Annotated in this window: 10 protein-coding genes; 5 read left to right on the plus strand and 5 right to left on the minus strand. The window is 65.3% G+C overall.

Annotated elements, in window-relative coordinates; all coding sequences use genetic code 11:
* Position 1: 1 nt before the first annotated feature.
* The 4 genes from AE618_RS13710 to AE618_RS13725 all read right to left on the minus strand — a co-directional run bounded on the left by AE618_RS13710 (position 2) and on the right by AE618_RS13725 (position 4,644).
* Entirely contained in the window at positions 2-1,900 is a 1,899-nt protein-coding gene (locus tag AE618_RS13710; protein ID WP_054209639.1) for a VWA domain-containing protein, read from the minus strand.
* An 11-nt stretch (positions 1,901-1,911) separates the two neighbouring features.
* Positions 1,912-2,733, minus strand: a complete 822-nt coding sequence (locus AE618_RS13715; RefSeq protein ID WP_372688820.1) for a CbbQ/NirQ/NorQ/GpvN family protein — start codon at positions 2,731-2,733, stop codon at positions 1,912-1,914.
* 71 nt (positions 2,734-2,804) lie between these two features.
* Positions 2,805-4,169, minus strand: a complete 1,365-nt coding sequence (locus AE618_RS13720; RefSeq protein ID WP_054209674.1) for a cbb3-type cytochrome c oxidase subunit I — start codon at positions 4,167-4,169, stop codon at positions 2,805-2,807.
* A 22-nt stretch (positions 4,170-4,191) separates the two neighbouring features.
* Positions 4,192-4,644: a c-type cytochrome gene (locus tag AE618_RS13725; protein ID WP_054209641.1), complete on the minus strand. Its 453-nt coding sequence runs from the start codon at positions 4,642-4,644 to the stop codon at positions 4,192-4,194.
* A gap of 632 nt (positions 4,645-5,276) precedes the next feature.
* On the opposite strand from AE618_RS13725, the gene AE618_RS13735 reads away from it, so the two are divergent.
* Both AE618_RS13735 and moaA read left to right on the plus strand, forming a co-directional pair.
* Positions 5,277-6,527: a molybdopterin molybdotransferase MoeA gene (locus tag AE618_RS13735; RefSeq protein WP_054209643.1), complete on the plus strand. Its 1,251-nt coding sequence runs from the start codon at positions 5,277-5,279 to the stop codon at positions 6,525-6,527.
* 14 nt (positions 6,528-6,541) lie between these two features.
* Positions 6,542-7,570: a GTP 3',8-cyclase MoaA gene (gene moaA, locus AE618_RS13740; protein WP_054209644.1), complete on the plus strand. Its 1,029-nt coding sequence runs from the start codon at positions 6,542-6,544 to the stop codon at positions 7,568-7,570.
* A gap of 29 nt (positions 7,571-7,599) precedes the next feature.
* On the opposite strand, the gene AE618_RS13745 is transcribed toward moaA, so the two are convergent.
* Positions 7,600-8,298, minus strand: a complete 699-nt coding sequence (locus AE618_RS13745; RefSeq protein ID WP_054209645.1) for a cyclic nucleotide-binding domain-containing protein — start codon at positions 8,296-8,298, stop codon at positions 7,600-7,602.
* Positions 8,299-8,532: 234 nt separating this feature from the next.
* On the opposite strand from AE618_RS13745, the gene AE618_RS13750 reads away from it, so the two are divergent.
* The 3 genes from AE618_RS13750 to narH are packed head-to-tail and all read left to right on the plus strand — an operon-like array spanning position 8,533 to position 16,629.
* Positions 8,533-11,295 (plus strand): nitrate/nitrite transporter, encoded by a 2,763-nt coding sequence (locus AE618_RS13750; RefSeq protein ID WP_054209646.1) that lies wholly within the window; start codon positions 8,533-8,535, stop codon positions 11,293-11,295.
* A 40-nt stretch (positions 11,296-11,335) separates the two neighbouring features.
* A complete protein-coding gene (locus AE618_RS13755) occupies positions 11,336-15,088 on the plus strand; it encodes a nitrate reductase subunit alpha (protein ID WP_054209647.1) in 3,753 nt (1,250 codons plus the stop codon).
* A gap of 14 nt (positions 15,089-15,102) precedes the next feature.
* Positions 15,103-16,629 carry a nitrate reductase subunit beta gene (narH, locus tag AE618_RS13760; RefSeq protein WP_054209648.1) on the plus strand — a complete coding sequence of 509 codons (1,527 nt, stop codon included), beginning with the start codon at positions 15,103-15,105 and terminating at the stop codon, positions 16,627-16,629.

Here is a 16,629-nt window from a genome sequence, read left to right on the forward strand (position 1 = left end):
CTCAGGCCGCGAGCGCGCGATAGATCGCCGGCAGCGCGGCGGGCAGGCGGTCGAGCTTCGAGACCATGGCGTGGCCGTTCTGGCCGAAAAGATAGGGGACATAGGCACGCGACTCGCGGTCGATCGTGACGGCGAAGACGCAGATGCCGGCCCGGCGCGCCTCCAGCACCGCCTTGCGGGTGTCCTCCATCGCGAAGCGGCCCTCATAATGGTCGATGTCGTTGGGCTTGCCGTCGGTCAGGACGATGAGCAGCTTCCTCCGGTCGGGTCGAGCCTTGAGGCCGGAAACGGCATGGCGGATCGCCGCGCCGATGCGAGTATAATAGCCCGGCCGGAGCGCGGCGATGCGGGCCTCGACGGCCGCGCCCATCGCCTCGTCGAAGCGCTTCACCGTCTCGATGCGGACCCAGTCGCGCCGGCGCGAGGTGAAGGTCAGGATCTCGTGGCGGTCGCCGCAGGCGGCCAGCCCGTGCGCGAAGACGGTCAGCGCCTGCTTCTCGACATCGAGCACGCGCAGATCGTCGAACCAGGAATCGGTCGAGAGCGAGACGTCCATCAGCGTCGTCACGGCGAGATCATGGGCCTGGGGCCGGCTGGCGCGATGGATGCGGTCGCTGCCCGCTCCTCCGGCCGCGAGATCGGCCTGGCGGCGGACCACGGCGTCGAGGTCGAGATCGGGGCCGTCGATCTGGCCGCGCTGTGGCTCGCGCAGCGGGCGCATGGCCTCGAACTGGCGTCTGACGCTGCGCACCAGAGCCCGCGTCGCGGCGTCGGGAGCCGGCGGCGCGAGCTCCTGACGCGCCGTGCCGGTGAGAACGCGGCAATGGTTCTCCCGGTAGCAGGCGCTGCGGAAATCCCATTCCGGATAGGTCAGCGTGCCCGAAAGCGCTGTTGCCTCGATCGCTTCGGGCGGCAGGTCGAGGTCGAAGCGGAAGCGCGAGGCCGGGCGACCCTTGCGCTCGCTGAGCACCATCTCGTCGAGCTCGTCGGCCGCTTCGGGATCGTGTTCCTCACTGTCGTCGGTGCGCCGATCGACCGCGACCATCTCGGACATGGCGAGGATCTTCTCGAAGCGGTTGAGAATGAAGGGGCTGCGCTCGCGCCGGCCCTGCTCGGTCTCGTCGCGCCGCGCCGCATAGGGCTTCATCGGCGCCTCGGCGCGCGACGCCGCCGGAGGCGGCCCGTCCTCGTCGCGCCGGCGCGTGCGGGAGGGCTCGGTGGCGGCGGCAAGCGGCCAGAGCGGCACGCCGAGCGCCGGCAGATAGCCGGGTGGCGCCTTGGCGGGAGGCCAGCCGGGCCCGGGGGCGTCCTGCGTCGTCTGGCCCTGCAGGAGACGGCCGATCGCCGCCTCGACCTTCGCCTCGGTCGCCGGCAGGCCCTCGCGCCGGCGGCTCGCGAGCGTCGCGGCCGCGAGGCAGCGATATCGGGCCGCGAGGCCCGGGAATGCGGCGAGAACGGCCGCGACCAGCTGATCCGCCGCAGCGATCAGCGCGAGATCGCGGTGCAGCGGATCGGTCTCGACGACGGGGCTCGGCGCCATCACCGCCATGCAGGCGCAGAGCCAGACATAGAGATCGCGATTGAGGTCCGGCTCCGGGAAGAGTGCGATCTCGGCGGGAAGCTGGAGGCTGTCTGGCGTCCGCCCCGGCTGCGCGAGCCGCTCTTCGCCGAGACCGACGCGCTGGCGCAGGTTCAGCCGGTGCGCGGCGGCGCGTCCGCGTGCCGGCACCAGCCGGACGCCGCGTTCGCCGCCGAAGCCGCGGAAGCAGACGGCGAGGCTCGGCCCGAGCTCGGCCAGGGTCACGGCCGCCTGCGGATGATGCGGGAAGCTCGCCGTGTCGCCGACGAGCCGGTGCCAGAATCGCCCGACGGTCTCTTCCAGCTCCAGGAAATCAAGCATGGTGTCAGCTTTCAGCCGAGGACGGCGCGCGCGATCTCGGTCAGTCCGGCCCTGACCTCCGGCTCGTCGGTCAGCGGCTCGATGATGGCGGCCATGACCGCCTCGCGCTGCGGCAGGCCGGCCGCGATCAGGCTGGCGCCATAGACCAGCAGGCGCGTCGAGACGCCTTCCTCGATGTCCTGCCCTTTCAGGGCGCGCAGGCGCCGGGCGAGATCGACCAGCGGCGCGACCCTGGCCTCGTCGAGCCCGCTCTCGCCGGCGACGACCGCGATCTCCCGCTCGCGCGGCAGGAAGTCGAAGGTGATCGAGACGAAGCGCTGCCGCGTCGACGGCTTCAGGTTCTTCAGCAGGTTCTGGTAGCCGGGGTTGTAGGAGACCGCGATCATGAAGGAGGGCGGCGCGACCAGAAGCTCGCCAGTCCGCTCCAGCGGCAGGATGCGCCGGTCGTCGGTCAGCGGATGCAGCACCACTGCGACGTCCTTGCGGGCTTCGACGATCTCGTCGAGATAGCACAGGCCGCCCTCGCGGACGGCCCGCGTCAGCGGCCCGTCGACCCAGACGGTCTCGCCGCCTTTCAGCAGATGGCGGCCGGTCAGGTCCGCCGCCGAAAGGTCGTCATGGCAGGCGACGGTATGGACCGGCAGGCCGAGGCTTGCCGCCATATGGGTGACGAAGCGCGTCTTGCCGGAGCCGGTCGGCCCCTTGAGCAGCAAGGGCAGGCGTCGCTCCCAGGCCTTCTCGAAGAGGGAACGCTCGTTGCCCCAGGCGCTGTAGACGGGGATGTCGATCACGTCGGGAATGGGAATGCCGGACGGCAGTGGCGATCTGATCATGTTCATCTTCACGGCTCCCGTGAGCGATTCGAGGGAAGCCCCGCCGGAGGAGACCGGCGGGGGCCTGGACGTCATTCGGCAGGCTGGGCGAGGCCGGCGAACTCCGCCCGGTGTTCCTTGCCGGGAACCAAAACGGCCCAGACGAACATCAGTACGGACAGCACGACCACGACGCCGGAGCCGAGCCTGATCCAGTAGAACAGCGCCAGTTGGTCCTGGACCTCTATGAAGGGCTGGCCGAGCACGCGCTGGAGATGTGCCTGGATGACTCCGGCGAAGGTCAGCGCGAAGGTCATCACCGACATCGCCGTCACCATCAGCCAGAAGCTCGCGATCGAGAGGCCCTGATTATAGGGCGCCCGGCCCTTCAGTTCGGGAATGGCGTAGGCCATCATCGCGAGATTCAGCATCACATAGGCGCCAAAGAAGGCGAGGTGTCCGTGGGCCGCGGTCAACTGCGTGCCGTGGGTGTAGTAGTTGACCGAGGACAGCGTGTGCAGGAAGCCCCAGACGCCGGCGCCGAAGAAGGCCATCACCGAGCAGCCGATCGACCAGAGCAGCGCCGCCTTGTTGGGATGGTTGCGGCCGGCTTTCCAGGTCATCTGGAAGGTGAAGATCACCATGGTGAAAAAGGGCGCGACCTCGAGCGTCGAGAACAGCGAGCCGATCCACTGCCAGTATCCGGGTGCGCCGATCCAGTAGTAATGGTGGCCGGTGCCGAGGATGCCGGAAAACAGCGCCAGTCCGACGATGACGTAGAGCCACTTCTCGACCACCTCGCGGTCGACGCCGTTGAGCTTGATCATCAGGAAGGCCAGGACCGAAGCCATGATCAGCTCCCAGACGCCCTCGACCCAGAGATGGATGACGTACCACCAGTACATCTTGTCGAGCGCGAGGTTGGCCGGGTTGTAGAAGGCGAACAGGAAGAAGACCGCCAGCCCCCAGAGCCCGAACAGAAGGATGTTCGTGACGGTCGTCTTGCGGCCCTTCAGGGAGGTCATGGTGATGTTGAACAGGAAGATCAGCACCACGATCACGATGCCGACCTTGATCGCGAAGGGCTGTTCGAGGAATTCCCGGCCCTCATGGATGCGGAACAGATAGCCCACGACCGCGATCGCCGCCGCGATGAAGAACAGCCAGAACTGGAGGATGGCGAGCCTGGGGCTGTAGAGTTCGGTCTCGGCCTCCTCCGGCAGCAGGTAATAGGTCGCGCCCATGAAGCCGAGCAGCAGCCAGACCACCAGCGCATTGGTGTGGATCATGCGCACGATATTGAACGGCAGCAGCACGGACAGCGTATTGGGCAGAACATAGATCAGCCCGGCCACGACGCCGAACGTGACCTGCGCGAGAAACAGGGCGAGCGCACCGTAGAAATAGAGCATCGCGACGTTCTGGGTCTTGTATTTCGTCGTATTGTAGCCTGGCATGGCTTTCTCCTGTCGCGACATTTCAACCGGCCTCGTTGGGCGGCCAGTTCTGGGTCTTGATCCGGCTCGTCCATTCGAGAAAATCGGCGAGATCGTTCAGTTCCCGGTCGGTGAGGTTGAACTGCGGCATCTGGCGCCGCCCCTCGATGCCGCTGGGCTGTGCGCCCATCCAGGCCTTGAGCGATTCGCGGGCGCCGGCCGGATCCTTCTCACCGCCATAGCGCTTCCAGACATTGCCGAGCTCGGGTGCGAAATAGGCGCCTTCTCCGAGCAGCGTGTGGCAGTTGATGCAGGAATGGCGTTCCCAGACATGCTTGCCGCGCGCCACCGCCGGCGTCAGCGTCGCTTCGTCCGTCGACTGCGTCCGCATGAACCAGTGGCTGTGGGCGGTCAGTCCCACGAAGATGGCGAAGAAGAAAATCGAGCCGCCGTAAAAGACGTTTCGCGCTCCCGTCTTGGTCAGACGTTCGGCCATGCGTTCACCCTTCTGCTGCGAGCGGTAGCGGCAAGCTCCAGACCTTGCCGGTGCCGCGCTCCCGGCCTCGTGCATGACGGGGCGGGAGCCAGGGCGTTCGTATCGCCCACGCAAGCAGGCTTCTTTGTGTTTTGGCAAACAAGGACGATGGGTTCGTCGGGAGCCGGCCTGCGCAGCCTGCCGGGACGGCTTCAGTTCATCGCTTCTTCCGACATGCCGGCTTCACGCTAGGCCCGGCCGCCAAGGCCGCGGACAGGCGCTTGACGTCCAGGTCAACGGGTCATCTATGCTCAGAGATGGCTGCGCTGACGACCGCATTCACGCACCCAGGCATCCAGCGCGGGCCGCTGCCAGTAAAGGTTGTCGTTGATGCGTCACGGCCGGAACCCTGCCGTGACGTTAACGACGAAGATGCTCCTCTCCTGTTTGATTTTGGTCAAAGACTTGCAGAACGAACGCGAAGATTGTGGCCCGAGGTCCAGCTTCCTGCAGCAGCCTCTGCGGTCGTTCGACGATTTTGACCTCGGCCTAAGTGCAAGGGCGGTTCAGCTGCGGCTGGATCACACGGCCCCGGGTCGAGATTCTTCAGTCACCGTCCATCAGTGACCCTACCCACTTGAAAGGGAGACACCATGGACGCCGTCGTCGACCAGATCTCCCGCAACCCGTTCATGTCCATCGCTGAGGCCTGCGCCGCGGCGATCGCGTGCGCCAGGCCGCTTTCGCGGGGCGAAACCGTGCGACTGAACGAGTCCGCGGGACGGGTCCTGGCCGAGACCTTTGTGGCGCGCATTGCTTCGCCACCCTTCACTCAATCGGCGATGGACGGCTATGCCCTGGCCGCGGCATCAGGCCTCTCTGAAGGCACGCGTCTCAAGGTCGTGGATCGTGTGCCGGCTGGGCGTTGCGGCCGGCGTTTATCGGTCGGGGAGGCTGCCCGCATTTTCACAGGCGCTCCGATGCCGGAGGGCGCTGACGCCGTCGTGATGCAGGAGCATGTCGAACGAGACGATACATCGATTGTCCTGACGCGCCGAATGACTGCCGGCGACAACGTCCGTCATCAGGGCGAGGATATCGAGCCGCTCGAACCGCTGCTGAAGCCCGGCATCAAGCTTGATCCTCGCCATATCGCCATGCTCGCCGCCCAGGGAGCGGAAACCGTTGCGGTCAGGTCCAGGCTGCGGATCGCTGTTTTTTCCACCGGCGATGAATTGCAGGACGCAGGCGCCATGCTGAGTGGCGCAGCGGTCTATGACTCGAACCGCCCCATGCTGCTGTCGCTGATTGGCCAGGCGGGGCACGACGTGATCGATGGCGGCCGGGCACCGGACTCATGTGCGGAGATTGCAGACCGGCTGCGGATGTTTTCGCAGCGTTCTGATCTCGTGATCAGCACCGGAGGAGCTTCGGTCGGCGAAGAGGACCATAGCCTTGCTGCCTTGAGACACGCGGGAGGGAGCGGTCGGGTGCTGAAGATCGCCCTCAAGCCAGCCAAACCGGCGATCGTGGGCAGGATCGGCCAGGCTGCGTATCTGGGGCTCCCCGGGAATCCGGTCGCAAGCCTCGTGTCCTGGCTCATCCTGGGACACGCCATGGTGGGCGCTCTGCAGGGACGGCCTCATCGTCCGCACATCGGCTATCCATTGGCCATCGCGGCGGGGTTTGCGCGGCGCCCCGGTCGTACGGAATATGTCCCTGCGCGGCTGGTGTCTGACAAGGGACAGGAGGTCAGGGCGGAAATCATCGGCAAGGGGAGTGCAGCACAGCTTCGCCCACTCGCCCTCGCGGATGGGCTCGCCGAGATCGCCGCCGAATGCGCAGATCTCTGTCCTGGCGATCTGATCCGGTTTCACCCGTTCTCTGGTGCTTTTCAGGGCTGAGGATTCCCCAAGCCATGCGGTTTGACCCAATCGCGCCTCTTGCGCGGCCCATGCTGACCGACCCGTTCGGCCGCGACATCTCCTATCTGCGGATTTCGGTGACGGATCGCTGCGATTTCCGCTGCGTCTACTGCATGTCCGAGGACATGACCTTCCTGCCGAAGCGCGACCTGCTGACGCTGGAGGAGATCGACCGCCTCGCAACGGCCTTCATCGCGCGGGGCACGCGCAAGCTGCGCCTGACCGGCGGCGAGCCGCTGGTGCGGCGCGACGTGATGAGCCTGTTCCGATCGCTCTCGCGGCATCTCGCCACGGGTGCGCTGGAGGAGCTAACGCTGACCACGAACGGCTCCCTGCTCGACCGCTACGCCCAGGAAATGGCCGATTACGGCGTGCGCCGGATCAATGTCTCGCTCGACACGCTCGATCCCGACAAGTTCCGCCAGATCACGCGCTGGGGCGATCTCGACAAGGTGCTGGGCGGCATCGAGGCGGCGCGCAAGGCCGGGATGCGGGTCAAGATCAACGCGGTCGCGCTGAAGGGCGTCAACGAGGACGAGATCGAGAGCCTGATGACCTGGGCTCATGGCCTCGGCATGGACCTGACCCTGATCGAGGTGATGCCGCTCGGCGAGATCGAGCCGGGCCGTATCGACCAGTTCCTGCCGCTCTCGGTGGTGCGGGCGCGGCTGATGGACAAATACAACCTCGTCGAGGATCCCTACCGGACCGGCGGGCCGGCCCGCTATGTCCGCGTCCAGGAGACGGGCGGGCTCATCGGCTTCATCACGCCGATGACGCATAATTTCTGCGAGAGCTGCAACCGGGTGAGGCTGACCTGCACGGGCACGCTCTATATGTGCCTCGGCCAGGAGGACGCCGCCGATCTGCGCGCGCCGCTGCGGGCCTCCGCCGACGACGCCCTGCTGCACAAGGCGATGGAAGAGGCGATCGCCCGCAAGCCCAAGGGCCACGACTTCGTCATCGACCGCCGCCGCGCCAAGCCCGCCGTCGGGCGGCATATGAGCGTCACCGGCGGTTGAAGACCGACCAGGCCGGTTAAGGCCGATCGTCAGCTGACCGTGCCATCGATCGTGGGAGATGGATGGGCGAGACCGGTCAAAGCACCCATGTCGCTGATCTCGACGGCCCGTCCCGAGACCTTCACGCCGTAGGGGATTAGGGCCGCGATCGAGCGGGACAGAACCTCGGGCGCCATTCCTAGGCGCGAGGCCAGGACCTTCTTGTCGAAGGGCAACTCGAAGCGTCCCGTCCCACCGCTCTCGCCATCATGCGTCAGAACCCAGTTCGCGAGGCGCTCGAGGGACGATCGCAGTTTCTGGTTCTTCAGCTCCCTGACGACGCTGCGATAGGCACCAGCCAGTTCGAGCGCGAGCGCGCGGGAGAAGGCGGCGTCCTCGCCGAACGAGCGTCGCACCGCCTCGGCCGGGATCAGCAAGACGCGCGACGGCAGAAGTGCACGGGCTGATTTCAGATAGACGCGATCGAGAATGACGGCGGCCACGATGAAGCTGTGTCCGGGTCCGATCACCGAGATCGTCGTCTCGCGATCGCGATAGGCGGAGTACATCTCGATCTGTCCGTCGATGATGACGTGCAGGAAATCGGCTGGATCGCCTTCCCGAGCCAGTTCCACATGGGCGGGAAACCGCTGCAGAAACGAAGCGCGGAGCATCGATTCGACATGCGTCGAGGCGACGCCGACGAACAGCGGAAGCGTTCGCATTTCCTCGATTTCGTCGTGACGCATGATCCCCCCTCGCACGCACTCTATAGCCGCCAGCGCAATTATTGTCTTGATTTTTATCAAGCTCAGCCCTGAGAAATCCCACTTCTTTTATTGAGAATCGGCGGATTCTGAAATGATAAATATATGTGACGATCTTGAAAGACTATAGACCGTCTCCATGCTTGATTTGCATCAAAGAGAAAAGACTCTGTGAGAACGACACCTGCCCCGTCTTGATTGAACGCGGGGGTAGACATGAGCGGTGTAGCGGTCTCACCATCGGAGCAGGGCCGGGCGCTCTGGCTTTCGACCATTGCTTTCACAGTCTGCTTCGCGGTCTGGACGATCTTCGCGATCATCGGTATCCAGATCAAAAAGGACCTCGGGCTTTCCGAGACCCAGTTCGGCCTGTTGGTCGGCACGCCGATCCTGACCGGCTCGCTCATTCGCCTGCTTCTGGGCATCTGGTCCGACCAGTATGGCGGCCGGGTCGTCTACACGATCACCATGCTGTCCGCGGCCGTGATGACCGGACTGCTCACCTTCGCCTATGACTACACGACGTTCCTGATCGCGGCGCTTGGCGTCGGCATCGCCGGCGGATCGTTCTCGGTCGGCGTCGCCTATGTGGTGAAGTGGTATCCCAAGGAGAAGCAGGGCACGGCGCTCGGCATCTTCGGCGCCGGCAATGTCGGCGCAGCGGTCACCAAGTTCGCAGCCCCCGTCATCATGATCGCCTATGGCTGGAAGACGGTGGCTCTGGTTTGGGCCATCGCGCTCGCGATCACCGCCGTGATCTTCTTCCTGTTCACCAAGGACGATCCCGACCTCGCCCGGCGCCGCGCCTCCGGTCAGAAGCCCGAGCCGCTCTCGGCGATGATGGAGCCCCTGAAGAACATCCAGGTCTGGCGCTTCTCGCTCTACTACTTCTTTGTCTTCGGCGGCTTCGTCGCATTGGCGCTGTGGCTGCCGCGCTACCTGATCGGCGTCTACGGCCTCGACATCGCCACCGCCGGCATGGTCGGCGCGATGTACTCGATCCCGGCCTCGATCTTCCGCGCCTATGGCGGGCATCTCTCGGACAAATACGGCGCCCGCACGGTGATGTACTGGACCTTCCTGGTCGCGGTTGTCTGCACCTTCATCCTCGCCTACCCACCGACGCAGTACGTGGTCGAGGGCATCCGCGGCCCGATCGCGTTTTCCACGCGAATGGGCCTGCTGGGCTTCATGGCGGTCGCCTTCGTCCTCGGCTTCTTCATGAGCCTGGGCAAGGCCGCGGTCTACAAGCACATCCCGGTCTATTATCCCGACCGGGTCGGTGCGGTCGGCGGCGTTGTCGGCCTCGTTGGTGGCCTCGGCGGCTTCGTCCTGCCGATCGCCTTCGGCGCGCTGAACGACCTCACGGGCGTCTGGCAGAGCTGCTTCTGGCTGCTGTTCGTGATCGCCGCAGTCTCGCTGATCTGGATGCATCTGGCCGTCCGCCAGATGGAAAAGGCCGCGGCGGTGGCTGGCGTGCCGGTTCAGAACCTGCCGGAACTGCCTGAGATGCAGCCCATCCACGGCGTGGCCCTGGCGGGTGCGCTCGCCGCCACAGGCGCGATCCAGGACTGGCGCCCCGAGAACAAGGCGTTCTGGGACCAGACGGGCAAGGCCATCGCCCGGCAAAACCTCTGGATCTCGGTGCCGTGCCTGCTCTTGTCCTTCGCGGTCTGGATGGTCTGGTCGGTCGTCGTCGCCAAACTGCCGAGCGTCGGCTTCGCCTTCACCAACGAACAGCTCTTCTGGCTTGCCTCGCTGCCGGGGCTGTCGGGGGCCACGCTGCGCATCTTCTACAGCTTCATGCCCGCGATCTTCGGCGGCCGCCTCTGGACGACGCTCGCGACATGGTCGCTGCTGATCCCCGCGCTCGGCATGGGTTTCGCCGTCCAGAATCCTGAGACGCCCTACTGGATCTTCCTTGGCCTGGCACTGCTCTGCGGCTTTGGCGGAGGCAACTTCGCCTCGTCGATGGCCAACATCTCCTTCTTCTTCCCCAAGTCGGAGAAGGGCAACGCGCTGGCCATCAATGCGGGCCTGGGCAACCTCGGCGTCAGTGTCGTCCAGTTCGTGGTGCCGCTGGCGATCACCGCCGGCGTCTTCGGTGCGCTTGGAGGGGCACCGCAGACGGCGACCGTGGGCGGCGTCACCTCGACGCTCTGGCTGCAGAACGCCGGCTTCGTCTTCGTGCCTTTCATCATCGCCTCGGCCTTCGCGGCCTGGTTCGGCATGAACGACATCGCGACGATGAAGGCCTCCTTCGCCGATCAGGCGGTGATCTTCCGGCGTACCCACAACTGGATCATGTGCTGGCTCTACACCGGCACCTTCGGCTCCTTCATCGGGTTCTCGGCGGCCTTCCCCTTGCTGTCGAAGATCCTCTTTCCCGAGATCAACGCGCTCCAATACGCTTTCCTCGGCCCGCTCGTCGGTGCTCTGGCCCGCGCTGGCGCTGGCAAGCCGTGCGACCGGATCGGCGGGGGGCGGATCACCTTCTGGGTGTTCATCGCGATGAGCCTCGGCGTCGGCGGCGTGCTCTACGCCATCGGCATGAAGGGCGACGCGAGCGCTTTCCCCGTCTTCTTCGCGAGCTTCCTGTTCCTCTTCGCGGCGACCGGGGTCGGCAACGCCTCCACCTTCCAGATGATCCCGGCGATCATGCGGCTCGAGGTCGCGCGCCTCGAACCCCAGATGAGCCAGCCCGAGCGCGTCAAACAGTCGGACAAGGAAGCCGCCGCCATCATCGGCTTCACCTCCGCAATCGCCGCCTACGGCGCCTTCTTCATCCCGAAGAGCTTCGGCACCTCGATCGCAATGACGGGAGGGGCAGGGGCGGCGCTCTACGGCTTCCTCGGCTTCTACCTCAGCTGCATCGCAATCACCTGGTGGTTCTACACCCGCCCCGGTGGCCTCCTCTTCGACACCGAGCATGGCGTGCCGGCCTCGCCCGCCAGCCCGCTTCCGACACCGGCTGAATGATCTTCGCCCTCCGATTCCGATTTCCCTCGAGGGGACCACAATGAGCCATTTTCTCGACCGATTGACCTTCTTCAACAAGGTTTCCGAGCCGTTCTCCAATGGCCACGGCGTCATGACGAGCGAGGACCGGAGCTGGGAGGACGGCTACCGGAAGCGCTGGCAGCACGACAAGATCGTGCGCTCCACCCACGGCGCCAACTGCACCGGCTCCTGCTCCTGGAAGATCTACGTCAAGGGCGGCATCGTCACCTGGGAGACGCAGCAGACAGACTATCCGCGCACCCGGCCTGACCTGCCCAACCATGAGCCGCGCGGTTGCTCACGCGGGGCGTCCTATAGCTGGTACCTCTACTCCGGCAACCGGGTGAAGTACCCGCTGATCAGGGCCCGGCTGCTCAAGCTCTGGCGCGAGGCCCGGGCGACGCTGACGCCGGTCGCGGCCTGGAAGAGCATCATCGAGAACCCGGAGAAGCGTGCGGCCTATACCAGCAAGCGCGGCCATGGTGGCTTTGTGCGGGCGGGCTGGGACGAGGCGACCGAAATCATCGCCACCGCCAACGCCTACACGGCCAAGACCTACGGCCCCGACCGGGTGTTCGGCTTCTCGCCGATCCCGGCCATGTCCATGGTCTCCTATGCCGCGGGCTCGCGCTACCTGTCGCTGATGGGCGGCGTCTGCTTGTCCTTCTACGACTGGTACTGCGACCTGCCGCCGGCCTCGCCGCAGACCTGGGGCGAGCAGACCGACGTTCCGGAATCGGCCGATTGGTACAATGCCGGCTTCATCATCCTGTGGGGCTCCAACGTCCCCCAGACCCGGACGCCCGACGCGCATTTCTACACCGAGGCCCGCTACAAGGGCATGAAGAGCGCGGTGATCTGCCCCGACTACTCGGAGGCCGCCAAGTTTGGCGACATCTGGCTGAGCGTGAAGCAGGGCACGGACTCGGCGTTGGCGATGGCCATGGGCCACGTCATCCTGAAGGAATACCATATCGACCGGCAGGTGCCGTATTTCCGGGACTATGTCCGCCAGTACAGCGACATGCCGATGCTGGTGAAGCTGGTGAAGCAGGGCGACAACCTCGTCCCCGACCGCTTCATCCGGGCGTCGGATTTCGATGCCGGCCTCGGCGAGGCCAACAACCCCGAATGGAAGACCGTCGCCTTCGACGAGACCACCGGCAAGATCGTCGCGCCCGGCGGCACGATCGGCTTCCGCTGGGGCGAGAGCGGCAAATGGAATCTCGAGGAGAAGGACGCCGCCGGCGCTCCGACGAAGCTGCGGCTGTCGCTGGCCGAGATCAGGGATGAGCTCGCCGAAATCGCCTTCCCCTATTTCGGCAACATCGAGCACGAGCACTTCGCCTCGACCGACCATGGCAGCGTCCTGAAGCGCCTGGTCCCGGTGAAGCGCCTTGCGCTCGCGGAGGGCGAGACGCTCGTCGCCTCCGTCCACGACCTCTTTCTCGCCAACTACGGCGTCGACTGCGGCTATGGCGGGGACAATGTCGCGTCCTCGCTCGATGACGACACGCCCTACACCCCAGCCTGGGCCGAAAGGATCACCGGGGTCTCGCGCGACAAGATCATCCGTGTCGCGCGGGAATTCGCGACCAATGCCGAGAAGACCAAGGGCCGCTCGATGATCATCATCGGGGCCGCGATGAACCACTGGTACCACGCCGACATGAACTACCGCGGCGTCATCAACATGCTGGTGATGTGCGGCTGCGTCGGACAGTCGGGGGGTGGCTGGGCGCATTATGTCGGGCAGGAAAAACTGCGCCCGCAGGCCGGCTGGGCGCCGCTCGCCTTCGCACTCGACTGGGGTCGACCGCCGCGCCAACAGAACTCGACCTCGGCCTTCTATGCCCATACCGACCAGTGGCGCTACGAGACCGTGCGCGTCGCCGATCTCGTCTCGCCCACGGCGCCCGCGGGTCCCTGGGACGGCACTCTGATCGACTACAACATCCGCGCCGAGCGGATGGGCTGGCTGCCATCCGCGCCGCAGCTCGAAACTAACCCGCTGCAGGTCGCTAAGGACGCCTCGGCTGCCGGCATGGAGCCCAAGGACTACGTCGCGAAGTCGCTGAAGGACGGCTCGCTGAAGCTGTCCTGCGAGGACCCCGACAACCCGGTCAACTGGCCGCGCAATTTGTTCGTCTGGCGCTCCAACCTGCTGGGATCGTCTGGCAAGGGCCACGAGTATTTCCTCAAGCACCTGCTCGGAACGACCCATGGCGTGCTGGGCAAGGATCTGGGCCCCGAGGGCCGCGCGCGTTCGACGGAAGCCGTCTGGCACGAGCATGCGCCGGAGGGAAAGCTCGACCTTCTGGTCACGCTCGACTTCCGGATGTCGACCACCTGCGTCTACTCCGACATCGTCCTGCCGACCGCCACCTGGTACGAGAAGAACGACCTCAACACCTCCGACATGCACCCCTTCATCCATCCGCTGACCGGCGCGGTGGACCCGGCCTGGGAGGCGCGCTCGGACTGGGAAATCTACAAGGGCCTGGCCAAGGCCTTCTCCAAGGTCGCGCCCGAAGTGCTCGGCGTCGAGAAGGACGTGGTCCTCAACCCCATCAAGCACGACAGCCCCAACGAGATCGCCCAGGCTTTCGACCCCAAGGACTGGAAGAAGGGCGAGTGCGAGCCGATCCCTGGCAAGACGATGCCGGTGGTGACGGTGGTCGAGCGCGACTACCCTAACCTCTATGCCCGCTTCACCGCGCTCGGTCCGCTGATGGACACGATCGGCAACGGCATCAAGGGCATGGCCTGGAAGACCGGCCATGAGGTCGAACACCTCAAGGCGCTGAACGGCGTCCATCTCGAGGGTGCCAACAAGGGCCTCGCCAAGATCGTCACCGACATCGACGCCGCCGAGATGATCCTGATGCTGGCGCCGGAAACCAATGGCGAGGTCGCGGTCAAGGCCTGGGCCGCGCTCGGCAAGGCGACCGGGCGCGAACACACCCATCTGGCCCTGCCCAAGGAAGACGAGAAGATCCGCTTCCGTGACGTCGTCGCCCAACCGCGCAAGATCATCTCGGCGCCAACCTGGTCGGGGCTGGAGAGCGAGAAGGTCTGCTACAACGCCGGCTACACCAACGTCCACGAGCTGATCCCGTGGCGCACGCTGACCGGCCGCCAGCAGCTCTACCAGGATCATCTCTGGATGCGCGCCTTCGGTGCGGGGCTGTGCGTCTACCGCCCGCCGCTCGACCTGCGCGCGGTTGCCCCGGTGATCGACCAGAAGCCAAACGGCGAAAAGCAGATCGTCCTCAACTTCATCACGCCGCACCAGAAATGGGGCATCCACTCCACCTACACCGACAACCTGATGATGCTGACGCTGTCGCGCGGCGGGCCGATCGTCTGGCTCAGCGAGACCGACGCGAAGCGAGCCGGCATCGTCGATAACGACTGGGTCGAGGCCTTCAACAGCAACGGCGCGCTCGTCGCCCGTGCCGTGGTCTCGCAGCGCATGAAGGACGGCACGCTCTTCATGTACCACGCGCAGGAGAAGATCGTGAACGTGCCGGGCTCGGAGATGACCGGCAATCGCGGCGGCATCCACAACTCGGTCACGCGCATCGTCATCAACCCGACGCACATGATCGGCGGCTATGCGCAGCTCGCCTACGACTTCAACTATTACGGCACGATCGGCACCAACCGCGACGAGTTCGTGGTGATCCGCAAGCTGAAGACCGTCGACTGGCTCGAACGCCCCCATGCCGACGCGTTGCGCGCTCCTGTCCCCGCCCAAGCCGCAGAGTGAAAAGGATCACGACGATGAAAATCCGCGCTCAGATCGGCATGGTGCTGAATCTCGACAAATGCATCGGCTGTCACACCTGTTCGGTGACCTGCAAGAACGTTTGGACGAACCGGGAAGGCATGGAATACGCCTGGTTCAACAACGTCGAGACCAAGCCCGGCATCGGCTACCCGAAGGACTGGGAAAACCAGGACAAATGGAAGGGCGGCTGGCGCCGCAAGGCGAACGGCAAGATCGAACCGAAGATCGGCGGCAAATGGCGGATCCTGGCGAACATTTTCGCCAATCCGAACATGCCCGAGATCGACGACTACTACGAGCCGTTCACCTTCGATTATGAGCATCTCCAGAAGGCGCCCGAGCTGGAGGCCTTCCCCACGGCGCGCCCGCGTTCGCTGATCACCGGCGAGCGCATGGAAAAAATCGAATGGGGCCCGAACTGGGAGGAGATCCTGGGCGGCGAATTCGCCAAGCGCTCCAAGGATGCCAATTTCGAGGGCATCCAGAAGGAGATGTACGGCCAGTTCGAAAACACCTTCATGATGTACCTGCCGAGGCTGTGCGAGCACTGCCTCAACCCGACCTGCGCCGCCGCCTGCCCCTCGGGCGCGATCTACAAGCGCGAGGAGGACGGCATCGTCCTGATCGATCAGGACAAGTGCCGCGGCTGGCGCATGTGTGTCTCGGGCTGTCCCTACAAGAAGATCTATTTCAACTGGTCGTCCGGCAAGTCCGAGAAGTGCATCTTCTGCTACCCCCGCATTGAGGCCGGCCAACCGACCGTTTGCTCGGAAACCTGCGTGGGGCGCATCCGCTATCTCGGCGTGATGCTCTATGACGCCGACCGCATCGAGGAGGCGGCCTCGACCGCGTCCGACCAGGACCTCTACGAGGCGCAGCTCAAGATCTTCATGGATCCCAACGATCCCGCGGTGATCGCCCAGGCGCGCGCCGACGGCATCTCGGAAGCCTGGCTGGAGGCTGCGCGCCAGTCGCCGATCTGGAAGATGGCGATGGAATGGAAGGTCGCCTTCCCGCTGCACCCGGAATACCGCACCCTACCCATGGTCTGGTACGTGCCGCCGCTCTCCCCGATCACGGCGGCGGCGGAAGCCGGCAAGATGGGCGTCGACGGCGGCATGCCCGACGTCAAGTCGCTGCGTATCCCACTCAAATACCTCGCCAATCTGCTGACCGCCGGAGACGAGGCCCCGGTCGCGACCGGGCTGGAGCGGATGCTGGCGATGCGCGCCTATATGCGCGCCAAGACGGTCGACGGCGTCCTCGACGAGGCCATCGCCCGGCGCGTCGGCCTCACCGGCGTGCAGATCGAGCAGATGTACCACATCATGGCGATCGCCAACTACGAGGACCGCTTCGTCATCCCGACGACCCATCGCGAGGTGACGCAGGACGCCTACGAGTTGCGCGGCCAGTGCGGTTTCTCCTTCGGCGATGGCTGCCTGCCCAGCGACGACAAGGTCAACCTGTTTGGCGGCATCAAGCTCAAGAACGACAAGCCCAAGATGGGAGCGCTCTGA

The sequence above is a fragment of the Allobosea vaviloviae genome (genome assembly GCF_001298265.1).
Lineage (GTDB): Bacteria > Pseudomonadota > Alphaproteobacteria > Rhizobiales > Beijerinckiaceae > Allobosea > Allobosea vaviloviae_B.